The following is a 20405-nucleotide window of genomic DNA, read 5'->3' on the forward strand; positions in this document are numbered from 1 at the left end:
TGGGTTTTGGTATTGCATGTACAGGATAGGTGGGAGACTTGGAAATCAGGACGCCAGTCTTGGTGGAGTCAACGTTGGGATACCACCCTTGGAGTATTGAAGTTCTAACATAGCGCCGTGAAGCCGGTGCGTGGACAGTATCAGGCGGGCAGTTTGACTGGGGCGGTCGCCTCCCAAAGAGTAACGGAGGCGCCCAAAGGTTCCCTCAGCGCGGTTGGAAATCGCGCGTTAGAGTGTAAAGGCAGAAGGGAGCTTGACAGCGAGACGTACAGGTCGAGCTGGGACGAAAGTCGGGCTTAGTGATCCGGCGGTATCGAGTGGAAGAGCCGTCGCTCAACGGATAAAAGCTACCCCGGGGATAACAGGCTTATCTCCCCCAAGAGTCCACATCGACGGGGAGGTTTGGCACCTCGATGTCGGCTCATCGCATCCTGGGGCTGTAGTAGGTCCCAAGGGTTGGGCTGTTCGCCCATTAAAGCGGTACGTGAGCTGGGTTCAGAACGTCGTGAGACAGTTCGGTCCCTATCCGTCGCAGGCGCAGGAAACTTGAGAGGAGCTGTCCCTAGTACGAGAGGACCGGGATGGACAGACCACTGGTGTACCAGTTATCGTGCCAACGGTAGCGCTGGGTATCTATGTCTGGACGGGATAAGCGCTGAAAGCATCTAAGCGCGAAGCCCCCCTCAAGATGAGGTTTCCCATAGCTTAAAGCTAGTAAGACCCCTGGCAGACAACCAGGTAGATAGGCCGGGTGTGTAAGCTTAGTAATGAGTTTAGCTGACCGGTACTAATAGGTCGAGGGCTTGACCTAAATTTAGATATTGGTTATTGGTTATTGGTTGGTGGTTAGGATGGAGGAAATTCGCTAAAGCGAATTTCTACAAATAAACCAACGGCTAACGACCAACAACCAGCAAACCAATAGCTTGTTCAACTACCCTGTACAGTTTTGAAGGAACAGTTGAAATTAGAAAGCGGTTCCAATATCCAATTTCTAATATCCAAATTCCAAAAGGTTTCTGGTGGCAATGTCGGAGGGGGTACACCCGTTCCCATACCGAACACGGCAGTTAAGCCCTCCTGAGCCGATGGTACTTGGGGTTCGCCCCTGGGAGAGTAGGTCGCTGCCAGATTTAAATTTAAAGGGACATTCTCTTGAAAAAGGTGTGTCCCTTTCTTTATTGCTTGGGAATAACAGCAGTGTTCGAAAAGGCTTGACTTGCCGGACCGGGTGTTTATCCGGAGCGGCGCGGAGCACTGGGTGCGGTTTATAGCGCGTGCAGGCATGCAGAAAAGCTCAAATAGACGCGTAGCTAGCGTATGGCAGTCTGGTCGCAGCGGTTGATAAAACGGTGTTTTTAATTAGCATGAAAATTGCGGAGAGAGCGGAGGATAACCCCGGTCCGACTACCCCAAATATTTTTCGAACACGGTCGTATTTAATAAATATTATCAAAATATAAAAGTTCGTGTGGCTTTTCTTTTTAACCCAGGGGTAGCGAGCAGGATAGCATTTGAAAGAAAATAAGGATAATTCAGTAAAATAAAGTAAAAAATCAAAGGATATATAGATTGACAATATGTGGTAGTATTTACATATAAACCCTCGAGAGGTGGCCGACAATGAAAGCGATTTGGCGGCTAATTTTTGTTTTTATGATAACTCTGTGCGTTTCTTTTGCTGCCGGAGCATTGCTGAATAAAACGTTTCATTTTATACAGCCTATTATTGAACGGTATCTTCAACTTTAATAATCCGTCCGATCTTGTTTTTGTAGGTAGGATATTGTAAAATTATTTGATAGTTAACAAGAAGTAGTATTGGGGGCATTGTGGTGGCAGAAAAAGGAACCTGGTTGGTTAAAAAAGGTCTGGCCGAGATGTTAAAGGGTGGCGTAATCATGGATGTTACCACCCCGGAACAGGCCAAAATAGCGGAGGAAGCGGGTGCCTGCGCAGTGATGGCGCTTGAGCGGGTGCCGGCTGATATACGGGCTGCCGGGGGAGTGGCCAGGATGGCCGATCCCACCGTCATATTAAAAATAATGGATGCTGTCACGATTCCAGTAATGGCAAAAGCGCGTATCGGTCACTTCGTGGAAGCCCAGATATTAGAATCTCTTGGTGTGGACTATATTGATGAGAGTGAAGTATTAACACCGGCTGACGAGAACCACCATATAAATAAGCATGCTTTTAAGGTGCCGTTTGTCTGTGGAGCCAGAAACCTGGGTGAAGCATTGAGGCGGATTGGCGAGGGAGCGGCGATGATCCGTACAAAGGGTGAACCCGGGACCGGAAACGTGGTGGAAGCTGTACGTCACATGCGAATGGTCATGGGGGAGATCCGCAGGCTGCAGAACATGCCTAAAGAGGAACTGATGGCGGCGGCGAAGGAAATGGGTGCGCCTTATGAATTAGTGTTACAGGCAGCCGAAACAGGCACTCTCCCGGTGGTGAATTTCGCGGCGGGCGGAATAGCTACTCCAGCCGATGCCGCCCTGATGATGCAGTTGGGTTGTGACGGGATATTTGTGGGTTCAGGGATATTTAAGTCGAATGATCCGGCGGCCAGGGCCAAGGCTATTGTGGTTGCAACCACACATTACAACGATCCCGGTATACTGGCGGAAGTCTCAAAGAACCTGGGCGAGGCGATGCCGGGTCTTGAGATAGCCACTATTTCCCCTGAGTATAGAATGCAAGACCGTGGCTGGTGATTTTCTTATAATATTAATTTAATTAATAAATATCATGGGAGGAAGTTTAGGATATTATGCGAATAGGTGTTCTGGCCTTGCAGGGAGCTTTCAGGGAACACCAGAAAATCCTTGCGGAATGTGGAGTAGAGTCGACGCAAATCAGAAAGAACACGCAGCTTGATGGTATATCAGCGTTGATCATACCTGGCGGCGAGAGCACAACCATAGGAAAGTTGATGAACGAATTCGAGCTTTTTGAGCCCATAATTAAAATGAGCGAAGATGGTTTGCCGGTACTCGGAACCTGCGCCGGGCTAATTATGTTGGCTAAGGAGATTAACGGTTCACAGCAAGCTCGTCTTAATTTGATGGACATATCCGTGGAGCGCAATGCCTTCGGGCGGCAGGTAGACAGTTTCGAAACTGATTTGGATATACCTGTTTTGGGGGCGCAACCATACCGGGCGGTTTTTATCCGCGCGCCATATATTACCGGTGTCGGCGGAAACGTTCAGGTGCTGGCGAAATATGAAGAGAAAATTGTGCTTGCTCGTCAGGGGAGGTTTATGGCGGCGGCTTTTCATCCTGAACTAACCGGAGATTTACGGCTTCATCGTTATTTTATAGAAAATTGTTTATAATAAAACAACTATTTTTCATATTGTAAGTTGAGGTCGGATATAGTATATTTAATTAACAGGTTAATAAAAACCCTGTGAAGGGGTAAAGTAATCAGCTGTATCCTTTTCAGAGAGCCGGTGGTGGCTGTGAACCGGTAAGAGCGGCATGATGAAACAGGCTCCCTGGAGGAGGTTTGCTGAAAGCAGAAGTAGGCAAACCCGGGTTAGTTCCCGTTATCACAAGCTCGAGTGGGCCGGAGTTATTCCGGCTAATAAGGGTGGCACCGCGGGAGTAACCTCTCGTCCCTATTTTTTAGGGATGAGGGGTTTTTAATATTTTAAAGTGTAAATTTAAATGAGAGAGGGGAGACTCAAATGCAAGACAAAAAATATTTAATGATTCCGGGTCCCACACCTGTACCGCCGACAGTGGTTGCCGCTATGTCGCAACCTCTGATAGGCCACAGGTCAGACGACTTTGCCAAGTTGCATGAGCAGATTGTAGGTAAATTGAAGAAAGTTTTACAAACGAATAACGACATATTTGTACTTACTAATTCCGGTACCGGCTCACTAGAGACAGCCATTGCAAATACGGTGAATCCCGGCGATAAAGTATTGGCCTTGATTACCGGGAATTTCGGCGAGCGCTTCGCGAATATCGCCAAAGCATACGGCGCCAAGGTTGACGAGGTGGATTTTGGCTGGGGCAATGATGTTGATTTAAAGGTCGTTGAGGAAAAACTGGCCGCCGATTCCGGCTATAAAGTTGTACTGGCGACTCAGAACGAGACTTCTACCGGTGTGAAAAACGATATTGCGGGAATTGCCGCGCTTGTATCTAAAACACCCGCCCTGCTGCTGGTTGATGGTGTCAGCGGCATTGGCGCTATTGAACATAAGACGGACGAATGGGGTGTCGACATCCTGTGCACGGCCTCTCAGAAAGCGCTTATGTTGCCGCCCGGCCTTTCTGTGATCACCGTTAGTGAAAAAGCCTGGCGGGTAGTAAATGACAACCAATCGCCACGGTTTTATTTCAGCCTGCCGGCTGCCAAGAAAGTATATGATAAATGGAATACCGCTTACACACCTGGTGTGTCGATGTTTTTGGGGATGGATGCCGCCCTGGACATGATGCTGGCGGAAGGTATGGACAATGTTTACGCGCGCCATGCTTTGCTGGCCAAGGCTACCCGGGCTGCCGCCAAGGCCTTGGGATTAAAGCTTCTTTCCGAGGACCGTTGCGCGTCTAACGCACTCACAGCCGTTTGGAGCCCGGAGGGCATCGGCGCTGACGATATTCGCAAAGTACTGAAGAAACAGTATGGGATCACTTTTGCTGGCGGCCAGGGAAAATTGAAAGGAAAGATATTCCGGATTGCTCATATGGGCTTCTCTGATAAAATGGATATTATGATTGCTATCAGCGCGCTGGAAATGGCACTGGCGCAAGTCGGCTATTCTGTTGAGCTTGGCACAGGTGTTAAAGCCGCCCAGGAAGTATTTTTGGGAAAGGTGGAATAAATAATGAAGAAAGTATTGGTAATGGACGGTGTTGCTGAAATTGGTTTGGCGGCGCTCAGGCGCGAGCCGGATATTGAAGTGGTTATCGGCGAAAAAATGTCCGAGGATGAGTTGTGCAATGTTATCGGTGAGTATGACGCAATGATCGTGCGGAGTGCCACGAAAGCTACCGCAAGAGTTATTGAACATGCCTCTAAGATGATTATAATAGGGCGCGCGGGTGTCGGTATCGATAATATCGACGTGGCTGCCGCAACAGCAAAAGGAATATTGGTGGTCAACGCCCCGGACGGCAATACCATTGCCGCAACCGAGCACACCATGGCTATGATGCTGGCGCTCACCCGCAACATCCCGCAGGCCTGGGCAACCCTGCGTGCCGGCAAGTGGGACAAGAAGTCCTTCATGGGTGTTGAGTTCAGGAATAAAGTACTGGGTGTCATCGGGCTGGGCCGGATCGGGTCGGCTGTGGCGAAGCGCGCTCAGGGCATGGAGATGAAGGTTGTCGCCTACGATCCATATATCAGTGAGGAAAAAGCTGAGAGTCTCGGAATACAGTTGCTCCCGCTGGAAGAGTTATTTAAACAAGCGGACTTTATTACCAATCACCTGCCTCTAACCAAGGAATCCAAATATATCGTCGGGGAGAAAGCCTTCAGCCTGATGAAAGACGGGGTACGGTTAGTTAACTGTGCCAGAGGCGGCGTGGTGGATGAGCAAGCGTTATATGCGGCGATGAAGTCGGGCAAAGTCGCCGGGGCGGCACTGGACGTATTTGAAAAAGAGCCTACCACGGAGAGCCCACTCTTCGAATTAAACAATTTCATTGGTACCCCGCACCTGGGCGCTTCTACCGAGGAAGCCCAGCTTAACGTGGCCTTTGACGTGGCAGTAGAGATTGTGGCTGCCCTGAAAGGGGACTTCGTTAAGAATGCCGTTAATATTCCATCCTTGAGTCCGAAAGTTATGGCAGTTGTCAAGCCTTACCTGACACTGGCGGAAAAGCTGGGCAAGTTTGTCGCCCAGTTGGTCGGCGGACGGACTGAAAAGATTGAAATCACATACAGCGGGGACTTGGCAAGCCAGGATGTAGCCCCCATTACTACAGCGGTATTAAAAGGTTTCCTGGACACCATCCTGCAGGAGATGGTCAACTTTGTTAACGCTCCGACCCTGGCCAAAGAGCGCGGCATCAATGTTATCCAGCAGCAGGCCGGTGAAGAGGGCGATTATGCCAATCTGATAACAGTCAAGGTTATTTCGGACAAAGACGAAATTTCAGTGGCTGGGACTATTTTCGGTGGTACCGACCCGCGGTTCGTGTTTATCGACGGCTACCACGTGGATGCGGTACCGGAGGGGCATATGCTTTATGTTCCACATACCGACAAGCCGAAGATCATCGGTCCGGTAGCCAACCTGATTGGGGCGCATGACATTAACATATCCGGTATGCAGGTAGGCCGCAAATCTATTGGCGGCAAAGCGGTAATGCTCTTGAACGTTGATACTCCCGTACCTGAAGAAACCATGGCGGAAATCGCTAAAATCGATGGGGTGCAGGGTGTGAAAAACGTAAGTTTATAAAACTTCTACTAAAAACTTGGTTATTTGGGACGGTTGGCGCCTCAATTGAGGCGCCTTTCCTTGTCATTAAGGAGATTATGCTTTTCGTGATCTATGGATAAGTGACCTTTGGATGTACAAAAGCGGCGATTTTGAGGCCTTACTATTTCAAGCCATGGAGCTATAAATGTGGGATTTATTTTACAAACTATTGCCTTTATAGTATAATACTACGACTAATATTTTACATTTACATAAGTTTATTTTATAATTTTCAACTGGGGGGAGAGGTAATGCTGGATTTAAAATTTGTTCGAAGTAATCCCGATCTGGTGCGGGATGCTCTTGCCAAACGAGGCTCTCCGGTTTCCCTGGATGATTTTCTTGACTTGGATGAACAGCGCCGGGATAAACTGTTTATCGTAGAACAAATGAAAAGCAGGCGCAACATTGTGTCCGAGGAAATCGGCCGTTTGAAGAAGTCCGGCAAGGAAACTAAAGACATGGTTCTGGAAATGAGGGAGCTCTCACAGCAGATAAAGGAAAGAGATGAAGAGATTAAAGTCATTGAGGAAAAACTGCAGATTATTCTGCTGAATATCCCCAACGTGCCGCATGAATCAGTACCGGCCGGCAGCAGCGAGACGGATAACCCGGTAGTGCGCACTTGGGGCGAACCCAGTAAATTTGATTTTGCGCCCAGACCGCACTGGGAAATCGGCGAGGCTTTGGATATTATTGATTTTGAGCGGGGCGGCAAGGTTACCGGCACCAGATTCAGCTTCTACAAGGGGTTCGGTTCCCGGCTGGAACGTTCAGTGATTAGTTTTATGCTGGACCTGCACACTTCTGAACATAACTATGTGGAGATATTTCCGCCATTTATGGTGAACCGGGACAGTATGGTGGGTACCGGACAGTTACCTAAATTTGCCGAGGATATGTTTAAAATTGAAGGCACTGACTATTACCTGATCCCTACAGCAGAAGTGCCGGTGACTAACCTTTACCGTAATGAAATCCTCGACGGTGAAAAACTGCCGGTTTATCATTGCGCCTATAGCGCCTGTTTCAGGGCCGAGGCGGGGGCTGCCGGCCGGGACACGCGCGGATTAATCCGCCAGCACCAGTTTAACAAGGTCGAATTGGTAAAATTCTGCCGGCCTGAACAATCCTACGATGAACTGGAGAAACTTACCGCAAATGCGGAAAGAGTGCTGCAATTGTTAGGCTTGCCTTACCGGGTGGTGGTTCTCTGCGCTGGAGATCTGGGCTTTTCATCCGCGAAAACTTATGATATCGAAGTATGGCTGCCTAGTTATCAGGATTATAAAGAAATATCTTCCTGTAGTAATTTTGAAGATTACCAGGCCAGGCGGGCGGGAATCCGCTTCCGGAACCAGAAAGGAAAAGCCGAATTGGTGCATACTTTAAATGGCTCAGGTCTGGCAGTTGGCCGTACAGTGGCCGCCATTCTGGAAAATTACCAGGAATCTGATGGATCAGTAACCATACCGGAGGTATTAAGGCCTTATATGGGTGGATTATCCAGGATTTGTTGATGCCAATTTTCTTAAATTGACACATAATTTTATCTATGGTAAACTTATTAATGTGTTATTATGTGATTAAACCGGCAGTTGGAGGGCCTGAATGGAGGGGTGTCCGAGCGGTTGAAGGAGGCGGTCTTGAAAACCGTTGGTCCTTTGCGGGTCCCGTGGGTTCGAATCCCACCCCCTCCGCCATAATACCGGGAATTGGAAGTATATAAGGTAATGTTGTGGAGAGTTGGCCGAGTTGGCTGAAGGCGCTCGCCTGCTAAGCGAGTAGACGGCGTTAAACTGTCTCGAGGGTTCGAATCCCTCACTCTCCGCCACCAAGCCTACAAACATGTCTGTTTGTAGGCTTTCGCCTTTTTATCAGCAAATACCTCTAAGCCAAAAATGACAACAAGATCGCGGTAACATGTTACCATTACCCGCTGAATATTTATTCTTGATATTCAGACTTTATTCATACCGTGATGGAAAATTGGTGACAAGACCCTTGAGCATGTGTAAAAGCCTAAATGCAGTGATAGGCGGATATGTGAAAAAGCTAAACAAATGAACAGAAACTGCAAAAAATACTTGGAAATCATCACTGCTTGTGATACCATAACTATGTATAACTATGGGTATGAGGAGGTACTAACATGCAATCCAGTACGGAAAGTATTAAAAAACTGATTGCAGCACTGGGTTTTGCTCCTCAAAATGGGAAAAATAATGTATATTTTAAATCATATCCTTCGCACGACGGGTACTTCATTTGCATTGACTTTAACGAAGAAAAGATAGAGTATTTTACGCAGGTCACTCCGCGGGGGGCTTGCATAAGATTAGGTGACGCGACAACAAGCAACTTTTCTAACCCTGAAAATTTTGTGGTGTTGGAATGCGTCGATAGGCTGCTGGAAAAGGGGTACAAACCGTATAACATCGAATTAGAAAAGAAATATCCATTAGGCCGGAATCTGAAGGGAAAATTGGATATCCTTGTCTATGATGGCGATGTTCCTTTTCTTATGATTGAATGTAAGACTTGGGGGCAGGAGTACGAAAGAGAGCATAAAAAGATGCTCAGGGACGGCGGGCAGCTATTTTCTTACTACACGCAAGACAGAGCTACAAAATATCTATGCCTTTATACTTCCCGCCTCGGGAAGACGGTTGAATATAAAAATAGCATCGTTGTAGTTGAGGATAACTGGCGCGAGTTATCCGGCACGAAAGAAATCTACGAATATTGGAACAAAAATTTTAAGGACAACGGTATTTTTGAGAACTACTCCGCGCCTTATGATGTCAAGCATAAGGCGCTTACATATGGGATGCTCAGGACGCTCAAAGAAGAGGACAGCGGGAAAATCTATAATCAAATTATGGAGATATTGCGCCACAACGCAATATCTGATAAACCCAACGCTTTTAATAAACTCCTAAATTTGTTTGTATGCAAAATCATTGATGAGAACAAGAACGCGGACGATGAGCTAGAGTTTCAGTGGTTGGAAACGGATAGCGATGAAAGCCTGCAAATGCGGCTTAACGATTTATACAAGGAAGGTATGTGGCGTTTTCTTGAGATAGATGTCATTGACCATTCGGAAGATGAGGTATCTCAAGCTTTAGAGGGTATTGACAACGAAGCGCAGAAGCAACGGCTGAAGGATATGTTCAGGGACGCTAGGTTGAAGAAAAGCCCAAATTTTGCGTTTGTTGAGGTTTTGGACAACAAGACCTTTGAATTGAACGCGAAAATAGTTCGTGAAATCGTGGAGCTTTTGCAGGTCTACAAGTTTAGGTATGACCAAAAACACGAATTCTTGGGCAATTTCTTTGAACTACTGTTAAACGCCAGCATGAAACAGGAAGCGGGGCAGTTTTTTACCCCGGTTCCGATAACCCGTTTCATTATATCTTCACTCCCATTGAAAGAGTTTGTTCAAAAAAGAATTGACAATAGGGAACGTGATACGCTCCCTGTTGTGATGGACTACGCTTGCGGTAGCGGACATTTTTTAACCGAATACATGTCGCAGATGCAGGATATAATTGATACAAAAATCAATATTTCCAAAGCGTTGCCTAGCGTAAGAAATTATTTTCAATCATGGCAAGGCTTGACTAAGTTTTTATGGGCGAGAGATTCAGTTTACGGTATTGATTTGGATAACAGGCTCGTAAAAACCACAAAGGTCAGCGCCTTTTTCAACGGCGATGGAGAGGCCACTATTGTGTGGGCTAACGGGTTGGGCAATTTTGAAAAATCAGATGAATATAGAGGTAAACTGAAGCAAATATCCACCCTCGACAGGAAGAACAACGGACAATTTGATATCCTTATCTCAAACCCGCCATACTCTGTTGAGGCTTTTAAAAGTATGCTCAAATATGGAAGCGAAACGTTTGAGCTTTTTGACCATATAACTGATAACAGTTCCGAAATCGAATGCCTCTTTATCGAGCGCATGAAACAGTTGCTGAAAGTTGGAGGTTGGGCGGGTATAATTCTGCCAAGTTCCATACTATCCAACGGCGGCATCCATTCGAGAGCGCGTGAAATCATATTCAAGTATTTCAATGTAAAAGCGATAGTAGAATTGGGCTCAGGCACGTTCATGAAAACCGGGACGAATACCGTTGTTCTTTTCCTTGAGCGCCGTTCCGATAACGATAGTATTGCTATTTCAAGGGCGATAGATACTTTCTTTGCCAATAAGAAGGATGTTACCGTTGCCGGAATAGAATATGCTTTTTCAAAATACGTTACGAATGTGTACGATGATTTATATTTCGAGGACTACATATCTTTTCTGAATAGCAATGCCAGTAGCCGGATGGTGAAGCATGAGCTATTTGCGGATTATGCAAAAGTGTTTGGCGATGATGTTTATGCAAAGGCATTTGAGATAGAGAAAGAAAAAATGCTCTACTTCCTTCTTACATATTCACAAAACATCGTTTTGGTGAAGACAGGCAAGAAACAGAAAGAAAAAGAATTTTTGGGGTATGAATTTAGTGAACGCCGGGGCCACGAGGGTATGAAGCGATTGCCCGGCGGGACGAAGCTATATGATGAATCCGGCGATTTGCTTAACCCACAAAAGGCAAATAGTTATATTTATAATGCGTTCCTTGGTAAAGAAGTGGATATAGATGAAAGTTTGTCCCAAAATGTGTCTTATGGCCGCATGAGTGGGTTTATTGACTATGGGACGGGCAAGTTTGACAGAGTTGTCAATTTAAATAAAAGAATCAAAATAGTTTCTAGCTATCCTATGGTAAAGTTGAGTGAAGTAGCTGAGAAGTTATTTGCTGGGGGAGATTTACCAAAAGGTAGATATTCTTTAAATGAAACACCCGAATATAAGATTCCTATTTTTGCTAATTCTGTAGAAAAAGATGGGTTATACGGTTATACTGACATTGCTAAAGTAGACGAAGAATGTGTAACAATATCGGCTAGAGGAACAATCGGTTTTGTAAAAGCAAGAAAAGCGCCTTTTTATCCTATTGTTAGGTTGCTTGTTTTAGTACCAAAGAAAGATTTTGCAATTAGCAAATATTTGGAATACATCATCTCCCATATGGGTGTAAATCAATTTGGAGTAAACATTCCTCAACTTACTGTTCCACAAGTATCGGAAATCAAAATCCCGATCCCACCGCTTGAAGTGCAGAAAAAAATTGTTGCGGAAATTGAAGCTATCGAGAATGAAGAAAACGCCACAAAAGAGCAGATTGAATCTGGAAAAGACAATATTAACTTAATTATAGATAATTGCTTCAATAGCGGTTTTGCAATGACAAAATTGGGTAGTATTGTGCAGTATTCAGAAGAGCGAATTGATTACCAAAAGCTATCTGCGAAAAATTATATTGGTGTCGATAATCTGCTGCCTAACATAGGTGGGAAAGTTGATTCTCAATATCTCCCCACAACAGGGAGTGTGACAGCTTATAAACAAAGTGACATATTATTGTCTAATATACGTCCATATTTGAAGAAAATTTGGTTTGCAAATAATGATGGTGGCAGTTCAAACGATGTACTCGTATTAACTGTGGTTTCCAAAGATATCATACCAAAGTATGTATATTACAACTTAGCAACTAATGATTTCTTTGATTACGAAATGCAGAATATCAAAGGAGTTAAAATGCCTCGCGCCAAAAAGGATACCATCTTGAATTATCAAATCCCACTTCCTCTGCTTGAAAAGCAAAAAGAAATCGTATCGGAGATAGAGAAACACGAAGCGGAAATCGGGACACTAAAAGGCAGACTGGGTGAACTGAAATCCATAAAAGACGGTGTGCTAAAAAAGTATTTGTAGTTTTATGTGATGCCAACATAATCACCATAATTAATAAAGCTACGACCAACTATAATTGGAAATAATGATTTCAAAAATACAAATGATGGGCATAATGCGAAGAGGAACACTGGCATCTATATTCACCTAACTTTCCATAATTTATAAGTCTAGGAGAGTGTTGCAAAACTCCCATAAAAGGCACACTAACCCCATAAAAATCTAGCAAGAGACCAATTAAAAAGCAGGGAATCCCCAGTATGCCGGCGAATATTAAAGATATAAGAAGCTACAAGGTGGTGATCTAAAATGCTGGGGCATAAAAACAACCAACTCAAATTCACAGATATAGATATACTACAAGCATGGGAGCAAAAACCCATAGTCCCTGAAGACAGCGTTTACTATGGTCTGTCCCAAGCAAACGAGATATTTAAAGACGAACTGTTTGCCGATGCATATTCCTTCTCCGGGCGGCCATCCATACCACCGAGCCGTTTAATTAAAGTGCTTTTACTGCAATTTTACGATAAAGTTTCCGACCGAGAAGCAGAAAACCGAGCCCGCTACGACTTGCGCTGGAAGGTAGCTTTGGGTATTTACATTGCAGAATCCGGTTTTAACTACAGTGCGTTATCCAGATTCCGGGCAAGATTGTTATTACACAAGAAAGAACATATTGCTTTTGAAGAGATCTTGGATGCGGTAATAGCCAAAGGGCTACTCCCCGGCAATTGCGCCAGACAAATAATGGATTCAACCTACGTACTCGGAGCCGGTGCTGTACAGGACACCTATACCTTAATCCGGATGGCTATCAGAAAACTTCAAACAACAAGCGGTTAAACCTGAGCACACTGCTGCCAAAGCCTTTAAATCTTGATTATCAGAGCAAAAACAAACCAAAAATCAACTGGGAAGATCCCGCCGGGCGCAATAAATTACTTAATGAATTGTGCCAAGATGCCTTGCAGATTGTTGAGACAGTTGACAAACTAAAACTTACCAAATAAGAACAGGAATTAAGAGATATTTTAGCTGCGGTAGCCATCCAGGATATAGAACAACAAAAGGACGATACAGTCAAACTAAAACAAGGAGTGGTCAAAGACCGGATTATTTCCACCAACGACCCGGAGATGCGGCACGGCCGCAAATCCAGTGCCCGCAAATTTGATGGTTACAAAACCCATACTGCCATGGAAACAGATAATAACTTTATTACCGAAATCGAAGTCACACCAGGTAACGTTCATGACTGTGAAGCAGCCGCTCCGTTAGTGGACCAGCAACCCGAAGAGCGAAAACCGGATACAGTCTTGTGTGACATGGCCTATGGCACAGGTCAAAACAGAGAAGATATGGAAAAGCGCCAGGTTAAAATAATTTGTCCCGTACCCACAGACTCCGGACGAAACGGCTGTTTTCCCAAGTCAGCATTTAAAATAGATTTAGATGCCCAAACCTGCCAGTGTCCTGCCGGTAAAATAGTGACTGAGAAAATATATGATAAGAAAACAAATCGCTTGAAAGTGTTTGTATTTTCACAGGAACAATGTCAAAACTGCCCTCTGCTAAATCAGTGTACCAAAAGCAAAAAAGGCAGACGTACCATCACAGTAAACCAATATGAACGACACTTGCAGGAAGCGCGTATCTTTCAGCAAACCGAAGAATTCAAAATTTAGCTATATAGGGTTAGACTGTTTGAAAGAAGGAATAGATGGATAAATGCCTCAAAAATAAAGCTAATTGTAAGGCTTAACCAAGATTATTACCATTTTATATATGTCTTGATTTTTAAAATTTATAAAGTTGCTGTGGCCTTCAAAAAAACAGGGTTTATGCAACACTCTCCTAGGGAAGCAGGACCCTGTGAGAAAACGGGTCCTGCTTGTTTTATTGAATCTTTAGCCCGGCTGATGAAAATCGTTTTTGAGGCACTGTCGTATCTAACCTGGAAGCCGAGTTCCTCGGCAATTGTCCTTAAAGGGACCATTGTTATCGTTTTATCCCTGGTAAACGGGGGTACGTCAAATTGTTTTTCAACGCCGTTGACGGTGTACGTTTGTTGGCCAATATACATGGTGATAGAGGTGTCTTCGCGGCAAATATTTATCTGATCCGGATCAACCCAAGTAACTTCGCATCCCAGTGCTTTCGACAGGTTTCTTACCGGCACCATCGTCCTGCCTTCCACGTCGCACGGGGGGACGTCAAAAGCAACCGGCCTGCCTTCGACCAGCACGTGGATTCTCGTTGAATTATTGGGTTTTTTAAATGAGTTGTTATTTACCAAAGACTCAATATCTGAGCTGTTTAATTTGGTTAGCACGGGAATATTTGTCTGGACATTCTTGTCTACTTTGTCCTCGGAACCGCATTCTAAATTCAAATCTATTAAAGTAGCGTTCTTACTCACGTCTTTTACGTTTAACTTGAATGAACCATTGCTCTTGGCATTATTGCTGGTTTGCCGCAGTTGCCCTTCAATTTGCCCGGTAATATCCATCGCTTCCTCCTTATCCTGCACGGACAAAATTATACTGTATGTTCCATTCAAGTTTTCGTTGCCGCCGGTAAAATCGGTGTTCACCGTAAGCTTGGCGGTTGATTCCGGAGTGTCGATGAAGTTCGCCACCGCGACTAGCTTACGCTGTCCCGCCGGCAATAAGGAAACCTCGTATTTTAGTTCTTCTAAATCAATAATTCTTGCCAGATTCTCCTGTATTTTTTCGGGTTTTTCCGGATATTCGCCTTTACTGACGCTGTGTTCAATTCCGGCTATTATTTCACTCTTAATGTTTTCCTTGTTTACACCGGGTTCAATAGCGGAGTCTATGTCGGCTAATATGGAAGCGAATCTTTCCTTTTCATTTACGGTTTTTTGCATAAGCGAGTATATAATATCGCATAGGCCTTGCTGGTCTATACTAAAGGTAACTTTCTGGTTGACTAACGAGGCAGAAAAATACTTATCCGGAATAGCTTCAATCACGAAAACCAGTAAATCCTTGAACCCCGGCGGTAGGTATTGCCCTTCGTGGTAAGTATATGAGTTCCAAATATCACCTATTTCGCTTCCGGTATAATAAACGTATTTTGGGATACTTATCAGTCTATCGGTTTTAAAATCCGGGTCGATATCTTTAAGTAATAACAGGGCTTCAGTTGACAGGATTAGCTTGTTGTTATCAATAAACAGGCTGCCGGAATAGTTGTTATGATTGTAAGATAAATTATAGTCTATCTCCATCTTTTTTTCGGGGGAATTGAGTTTGGTATCAAATTTCAGCTGAGAGCCGTTTAAATATTTTAACGTTTCTTCAGTCGAAATAAGTGAACCGCCGAGTGTTTTTAAAAACAGGGTTGCAGTTCCTGAAGATTTTTCAAAGAGCCCGTCCGGCGGGCTGAAAGTTGATTTTTGAATGCCGTTAAGTAACAGTTGTTTTGCCGTTAGCGCTGATTCCGCCTGGACGGGATTGATAATGCCAAGACAAAAAATAAAACAGAACAACATTAATAAAGCAAGTTTATTTTTCATAGAGTTTGTCTGTCCCTCCTATGTTAATAAATTCCTATGGATACACTTTACCATAGATTGGGCAAACATTGTAGATAAAAATTAAGTACTATTACGGCGTCACCTTTAAAAATCTATTTTGAAACGGTGCATGAACCAGTCGTCGTCGAATTTTCGCCGGGCGAAGAAAGCGCGCCGCTGTTCCATCGCGCCGTCTTGTAAAACTCTCCTTGTTATTTTTTTAAGTCTAGTTTTGAATTGAACTAGTTCAAGAGTTTTACCGATGCGATTAAAATTGAAATGTGAGTAAGCCATGCGCAGCAGATTGTAATGTACATGGTCAAATGTTACGGAATAAGGATGTTTATTCCGGAATAAATGTAGTATTTTAACTGACGGATTTACATATAACCTGTATCCGAAGAGCCATAGCTTAAGAGAAATTTCTACATCCTCATACCCCCAAACAATGAAGCCGCTGTCGAACCCACCTACTTGGCGGAATGTTTCGGCACGGACTGCCAGGCACCCACCCGGCAACAGAGGTACGGTTGTAATCTCCAAATTAGTTGGTGACGGCAGCCAGACAGTCTCCAGACGATTGTTCCATGTCTGCCCGTAGCCTGCCGCAGCCGGCTTATCCAACGAGCCAACTGCCGGGGATACGGCATCGGCTTCAGGGTGTTGAAGAAAGGTATCCAGGAGGATGCGCGGCCAATTTTCCGGTACGGTTATATGCGCGTCGCAAAAGATCAGGAATTTACCATGAGCATCTGAGGCGCCAAGATTTCGTGCCCGTGCGGCTCCAAGTCCGGGAGTATGGATGTGTTTCACTTTCTGATAGACGCGGTTCTCTTGTAAAAAAAGACAGCAACCGTCTGCGGAACCGTCGTCTACGATAATGATTTCATAATCATCACTGGATGCGGCCGCGAGAATCGAATCCACGGTCATCTTAACATTTGAACCTTCATTTTTGCAGGGGATAATAATTGACGCTTCCATTTGATAATTTTCATTGATAGTGGACATAAAACACCCGCCATAGGTTTTATAATAACGTATTAAGCACAGTGAGAAAAAGCCACAAAGCAATTGACAAAGCAATTAACTTGACTAACTATAATGATTTTGTTAAAATAAAATTCGCATAGAAAACGGTGAAATATGCGCCTGTAGCTCAGCTGGATAGAGCGTCTGACTACGGATCAGAAGGTCGGGAGTTCGAATCTCTTCGGGCGCGCCAGGAAAATCAAAGCTTCCGGGATTTATTCCGGAAGCTTTGATTTTCCTGGGCGATAATTTGGGGATTGCCTGCCCATTGGCAAAAAATATGCAAAGAAAAAACTCGCCATCTAGGCGAGATTATTAGGGAGGAGGATTTTTCCCGAGGTTTTTATAAAGCATACAAAATTTCCAGGCTTGATTCTGTGACGGTGAACACAAAGTTTTGAGCTTTAATAGAAGTATTTGGTGGGATTTGTAATCGTTATTTTTTTAGGAGCTTTCGCTTGCTGATGTAATATAAAAAAGCTACTGAAAGAGCGATTACAAATAATACCGTTAAAATAATCAAGCCGTTGTCGCCTAGAATGGGATTATTGTTCGAATTAGACTTAAAAAATGGCAGTGCCAAAAACATAGGTTACCCCCTGTTTGTGTGACAATAGATTGGGACTGTCCCGATCAAGCCAAATAATGGCAGAGGCAGTCCTTGATATAGCATACCCATTTCCATCAATAATTTACCTGGTGAATATTAAGTTAAGTGATACTTTTCGTTGAGAAAAAAATTTCCGCTACGGGTATGTGACTGAGGCGGTGGGGTGTGTGAATTTTATATAAATTAACAGTGATTTACAATAAATAATAAATTTAATAGTATATTATTAAGCGTTTATTGAAAGGGGTGGAAATGTGAAAATATTATACCAAAGTAATTCTTTTTCCACTGTAAAAGTTAATCATGGCGATGAATTGTTGGTTAATAGCTCTTTAATCAGTACTGATTTTGAAGCGGTCGGCCAAATGGTAACCGATCTTAAAAGCTTCAGGATTAAAAAGGCGCGGTGGGATATCTACCGTTCGCCGGACGGCAGCATGAACGGTGGCAAGGAACTGCCGGAACTTGCCGGGGTAGAGGCCTATTTTAGCGCCGGTGGGTTCTTGCGGCGCGTGGTTGGTGATGAGGCGGGCGGATTGCCAAGAGAATTGCTGGCGGAATGCGTCAAAGGATTAATACAGGCTGAAACCTTTGTTTTTATCGACAGGGGTTATCCATCCGCCAAGGCCTACGAGGATTACTGGGATGAAATATATTTGAACGCATGCCGTTATTATAGCAATCTGGAGCGCATCGCGCGCAGGTGGTTTGATTACGTTGGTTATTGTCATCGTGAACGAAACCTTTTTAACAGGTTTTTGTGTTGCCGGGTTTGCGGCCTTGATAACGGACACTTAACTGCCTCCGGGAGTTTTAGCGACTCGTTCCATGAATTGGGTGTATGTGTTGATCTAAACGACGGGGGAACTGTTGTTGATTGTACGGGCAATTTCCTGCGGGCTCCGGACCAGGTTTGTTTTGAAAACAGGGAGCATGTGCTCAAGCTTATTGGTAAAAAGATTGCTCGTATGGAAAAGAAAGAAATTGGTGAACTGGTTGGCGGGCCCCATGGTTGCAATCACCTGGTTGATATTGTCCACGGGATCGGCAAAGCTGTGGCGGTATCCCTGGGAATGAACCGTGAAATATGATACATTTGTGAAAGATAGCCGTGCAGATTGTACACGGCTGTCTTATGTTGGTAGAAATTTTTCGTGATTTTGGATTAGTGATCCTTAGGTATATAGAATTATACACGGAAGCAGCGGGCCAGCTTCTCCATTGAGCGGTCGTATGTTTTTTCCGCTTCCGGCGGGAATAAGCAACCTGGCGCTCCGCCGTGTTCACGGTGATAGCTGATACATTCGCAGCAAAGTCCTTTTCTTGAACACGTTTTGTAAGTGCAACTGCAGTTTGCCTTGTTTTTTTCTTGCTTACATTCCATGAAGATACCTCCTTTAAAGATTCGCCTGATCGGGCGAGTATCGTTTTTCTGGTTTTCGCGGTATTTTTATGCTTCGATAATGTTGCGCTTAATCCCTGCTGGTTTTCGAGCCGTAGTTGTTATTCTTTGTCGATTTTTTCCGATATTTTCTTGTTGTAGAGTGTCCCAAATGTTATAATTAATAATTAAACAGAACTGGGTGCTTTTGCCATGCGTGCGAAGTCGTTTTTTCAATGTAGTGTGTGCGGACATCAGTCTACCCGCTGGCTGGGGCGTTGCCCAGGCTGTGGCGCGTGGAACAGTTTGGTGGAAGAGTTGGGCAGCCGCCAGATTGCTGGCCGGACCCCTGGTAGAGAAGTTATTCCAAGTCCGGTGACAGAAATTCCTGCCCTGGGGGAGGAACGGCTGCCTGTTGGGATTGATGAACTGGACCGTGTTCTCGGGGGGGGAGTGGTTCCGGGATCCTTGATTCTGGTCGGCGGCGATCCTGGTATCGGCAAATCCACTCTGCTGTTGCAGATTGCATACCGGTTCAGCGATAGGCTGCAAGTGCTATATGTGTCCGGTGAGGAATCGGTCCGGCAGATCAGAATACGGGCCGACCGGTTGGGAGCTTTGTCACCCAACTTATTGCTGGTAGCTGAAACCGATATTGATCTAATTGAGCGGCATCTTAATGATGTAAACCCGCCTGTGGCAATTATTGATTCTATCCAAACCATGTTTAAGAACGATCTCGGATCGGTTCCCGGTAGCGTCGGGCAGGTTCGTGAGTGTACAGCACAATTAATGCGTTTAGCCAAGGCTACCGGGATATCCGTCTTCTTGGTCGGCCATGTGACCAAGGAGGGATTGTTGGCGGGGCCGCGCGTACTTGAGCATATGGTAGATACTGTTCTTTACCTTGAAGGCGACCGGCACCAGTCTTTTCGCATTCTGAGAGGAGTAAAAAACAGATTCGGGTCTACCAATGAAATAGGTGTTTTCGAAATGCGCGGACAAGGACTGGTTGAGGTCGCCAACCCTTCGCTCCTTTTTTTGAACCAGTACCCTGGTGAAAGCGTACCCGGCACAGCAGTAGTGTCAAGTCTTGAGGGATCGAGACCTTTGCTCGTTGAAATACAGGCGCTGGTATCGCCTGCCGGTTACGGCGTCCCGCGGCGGATGACGGCTGGTGTGGATCACAACCGGGTAGCCCTTATTGCGGCTGTGTTGGAAAAAAGAATCGGACTGAACCTTGGCAGCAATGATATTTATGTTAATGCCGTCGGGGGGGTTAAACTGGATGAACCTGCGGTTGACCTGGGCATTGCCCTGGCGCTGACTTCGAGTTTTCGGGATGTCCCTGTGGAATCCGGTCTTGCCGCGGCTGGTGAGATTGGCCTGGCCGGGGAACTTCGCCCGGTGCCGGGTGCCGCAAAACGGGTGAACGAGGCTTTTAAACTGGGTTTCAACCGTTTTTTACTTTCTGCGCAAAGTGAAATTCAAAATAAGACAGAAGCCGAGGTTTTGCGGGCGGTTACACTGGCCGAAGCCTTGGAAGTGGCTATCAAGCTGTGA

The 20405-nt window shown here is 45.1% G+C and carries 14 protein-coding genes, 3 tRNA genes, 2 rRNA genes and 1 other annotated feature; of the genes, 15 read left to right on the forward strand and 4 right to left on the reverse strand.

All coding sequences use genetic code 11. The features are described 5' to 3' along the window. The 12 genes from L7E55_RS03825 to L7E55_RS03880 all read left to right on the forward strand — a co-directional run. Positions 1 to 811: ribosomal RNA gene (locus L7E55_RS03825) — 23S ribosomal RNA — on the forward strand; the annotation flags it as partial. A 207-nt stretch (positions 812 to 1018) separates the two neighbouring features. Beyond that, a 5S ribosomal RNA gene (gene rrf, locus L7E55_RS03830) occupies positions 1019 to 1133 on the forward strand. Positions 1134 to 1835: 702 nt separating this feature from the next. After that, positions 1836 to 2720 (forward strand): pyridoxal 5'-phosphate synthase lyase subunit PdxS, encoded by an 885-nt coding sequence (gene pdxS / locus L7E55_RS03835; protein WP_277442733.1) that lies wholly within the window; start codon positions 1836 to 1838, stop codon positions 2718 to 2720. Positions 2721 to 2776: 56 nt separating this feature from the next. Beyond that, positions 2777 to 3343, forward strand: a complete 567-nt coding sequence (gene pdxT / locus L7E55_RS03840; RefSeq protein ID WP_277442734.1) for a pyridoxal 5'-phosphate synthase glutaminase subunit PdxT — start codon at positions 2777 to 2779, stop codon at positions 3341 to 3343. A 65-nt stretch (positions 3344 to 3408) separates the two neighbouring features. Further along, positions 3409 to 3633: a binding site (T-box leader), on the forward strand. A gap of 64 nt (positions 3634 to 3697) precedes the next feature. Next, on the forward strand, positions 3698 to 4849 hold the full coding sequence (locus L7E55_RS03845) for a pyridoxal-phosphate-dependent aminotransferase family protein (RefSeq protein ID WP_277442735.1): 1152 nt from the start codon (positions 3698 to 3700) through the stop codon (positions 4847 to 4849). 3 nt (positions 4850 to 4852) lie between these two features. Then, positions 4853 to 6436, forward strand: coding sequence for a phosphoglycerate dehydrogenase (serA, locus tag L7E55_RS03850; protein ID WP_277442736.1), 1584 nt, complete (start codon positions 4853 to 4855; stop codon positions 6434 to 6436). Positions 6437 to 6708: 272 nt separating this feature from the next. Next, the gene (serS, locus tag L7E55_RS03855) at positions 6709 to 7977 is read left to right on the forward strand and encodes a serine--tRNA ligase (RefSeq protein ID WP_277442737.1); all 1269 of its coding nucleotides are present in this window, start codon (positions 6709 to 6711) and stop codon (positions 7975 to 7977) included. A gap of 93 nt (positions 7978 to 8070) precedes the next feature. Then, positions 8071 to 8160, forward strand: a tRNA-Ser gene (locus tag L7E55_RS03860). Positions 8161 to 8197: 37 nt separating this feature from the next. Continuing rightward, a tRNA-Ser gene (locus L7E55_RS03865) sits at positions 8198 to 8291 on the forward strand. Positions 8292 to 8942: 651 nt separating this feature from the next. After that, positions 8943 to 12296 carry a restriction endonuclease subunit S gene (locus L7E55_RS03870; protein WP_277442738.1) on the forward strand — a complete coding sequence of 1118 codons (3354 nt, stop codon included), beginning with the start codon at positions 8943 to 8945 and terminating at the stop codon, positions 12294 to 12296. Between the two features lie 288 nt (positions 12297 to 12584). Continuing rightward, positions 12585 to 13121 (forward strand): transposase, encoded by a 537-nt coding sequence (locus L7E55_RS03875; protein WP_277442739.1) that lies wholly within the window; start codon positions 12585 to 12587, stop codon positions 13119 to 13121. 254 nt (positions 13122 to 13375) lie between these two features. Further along, entirely contained in the window at positions 13376 to 13963 is a 588-nt protein-coding gene (locus L7E55_RS03880; protein WP_277442740.1) for a transposase, read from the forward strand. A 119-nt stretch (positions 13964 to 14082) separates the two neighbouring features. Here L7E55_RS03880 and L7E55_RS03885 read toward each other — a convergent pair whose 3' ends face one another. Next, positions 14083 to 15819 carry a copper amine oxidase N-terminal domain-containing protein gene (locus tag L7E55_RS03885; protein WP_277442741.1) on the reverse strand — a complete coding sequence of 579 codons (1737 nt, stop codon included), beginning with the start codon at positions 15817 to 15819 and terminating at the stop codon, positions 14083 to 14085. 105 nt (positions 15820 to 15924) lie between these two features. Next, a complete protein-coding gene (locus L7E55_RS03890) occupies positions 15925 to 16830 on the reverse strand; it encodes a glycosyltransferase family 2 protein (protein ID WP_277442742.1) in 906 nt (301 codons plus the stop codon). A gap of 137 nt (positions 16831 to 16967) precedes the next feature. Here L7E55_RS03890 and L7E55_RS03895 point away from each other — a divergent pair. Continuing rightward, positions 16968 to 17044 (forward strand) — tRNA-Arg (locus L7E55_RS03895). Between the two features lie 243 nt (positions 17045 to 17287). Here L7E55_RS03895 and L7E55_RS03900 read toward each other — a convergent pair. Further along, positions 17288 to 17440, reverse strand: a complete 153-nt coding sequence (locus L7E55_RS03900; protein ID WP_277442743.1) for a hypothetical protein — start codon at positions 17438 to 17440, stop codon at positions 17288 to 17290. A gap of 275 nt (positions 17441 to 17715) precedes the next feature. On the opposite strand from L7E55_RS03900, the gene L7E55_RS03905 reads away from it, so the two are divergent. After that, complete coding sequence (locus L7E55_RS03905; protein ID WP_277442745.1) at positions 17716 to 18552, forward strand: DUF2889 domain-containing protein; 837 nt, start codon at positions 17716 to 17718, stop codon at positions 18550 to 18552. Positions 18553 to 18650: 98 nt separating this feature from the next. On the opposite strand, the gene L7E55_RS03910 is transcribed toward L7E55_RS03905, so the two are convergent. After that, positions 18651 to 18845, reverse strand: coding sequence for a DUF6485 family protein (locus L7E55_RS03910; protein ID WP_277442746.1), 195 nt, complete (start codon positions 18843 to 18845; stop codon positions 18651 to 18653). 210 nt (positions 18846 to 19055) lie between these two features. Here L7E55_RS03910 and radA point away from each other — a divergent pair, with 210 nt between their 5' ends. Next, a complete protein-coding gene (gene radA, locus L7E55_RS03915) occupies positions 19056 to 20405 on the forward strand; it encodes a DNA repair protein RadA (protein ID WP_277442747.1) in 1350 nt (449 codons plus the stop codon).

Source organism: Pelotomaculum isophthalicicum JI (assembly GCF_029478095.1).
GTDB lineage: Bacteria > Bacillota > Desulfotomaculia > Desulfotomaculales > Pelotomaculaceae > Pelotomaculum_D > Pelotomaculum_D isophthalicicum.

Excerpts from the sequence above, each read along its gene's own strand:
- pdxT (WP_277442734.1), top strand. The coding sequence starts at position 2,777 with ATGCGAATAGGTGTTCTGGCCTTGCAGGGAGCTTTCAGGGAACACCAG.
- L7E55_RS03845 (WP_277442735.1), top strand. The coding sequence starts at position 3,698 with ATGCAAGACAAAAAATATTTAATGATTCCGGGTCCCACACCTGTACCG.
- serA (WP_277442736.1), top strand. The coding sequence starts at position 4,853 with ATGAAGAAAGTATTGGTAATGGACGGTGTTGCTGAAATTGGTTTGGCG.
- serS (WP_277442737.1), top strand. The coding sequence starts at position 6,709 with ATGCTGGATTTAAAATTTGTTCGAAGTAATCCCGATCTGGTGCGGGAT.
- L7E55_RS03875 (WP_277442739.1), top strand. The coding sequence starts at position 12,585 with ATGCTGGGGCATAAAAACAACCAACTCAAATTCACAGATATAGATATA.
- L7E55_RS03885 (WP_277442741.1), bottom strand. The coding sequence starts at position 15,819 with ATGAAAAATAAACTTGCTTTATTAATGTTGTTCTGTTTTATTTTTTGT.
- L7E55_RS03890 (WP_277442742.1), bottom strand. The coding sequence starts at position 16,830 with ATGTCCACTATCAATGAAAATTATCAAATGGAAGCGTCAATTATTATC.
- L7E55_RS03900 (WP_277442743.1), bottom strand. The coding sequence starts at position 17,440 with ATGTTTTTGGCACTGCCATTTTTTAAGTCTAATTCGAACAATAATCCC.
- L7E55_RS03910 (WP_277442746.1), bottom strand. The coding sequence starts at position 18,845 with ATGGAATGTAAGCAAGAAAAAAACAAGGCAAACTGCAGTTGCACTTAC.
- radA (WP_277442747.1), top strand. The coding sequence starts at position 19,056 with ATGCGTGCGAAGTCGTTTTTTCAATGTAGTGTGTGCGGACATCAGTCT.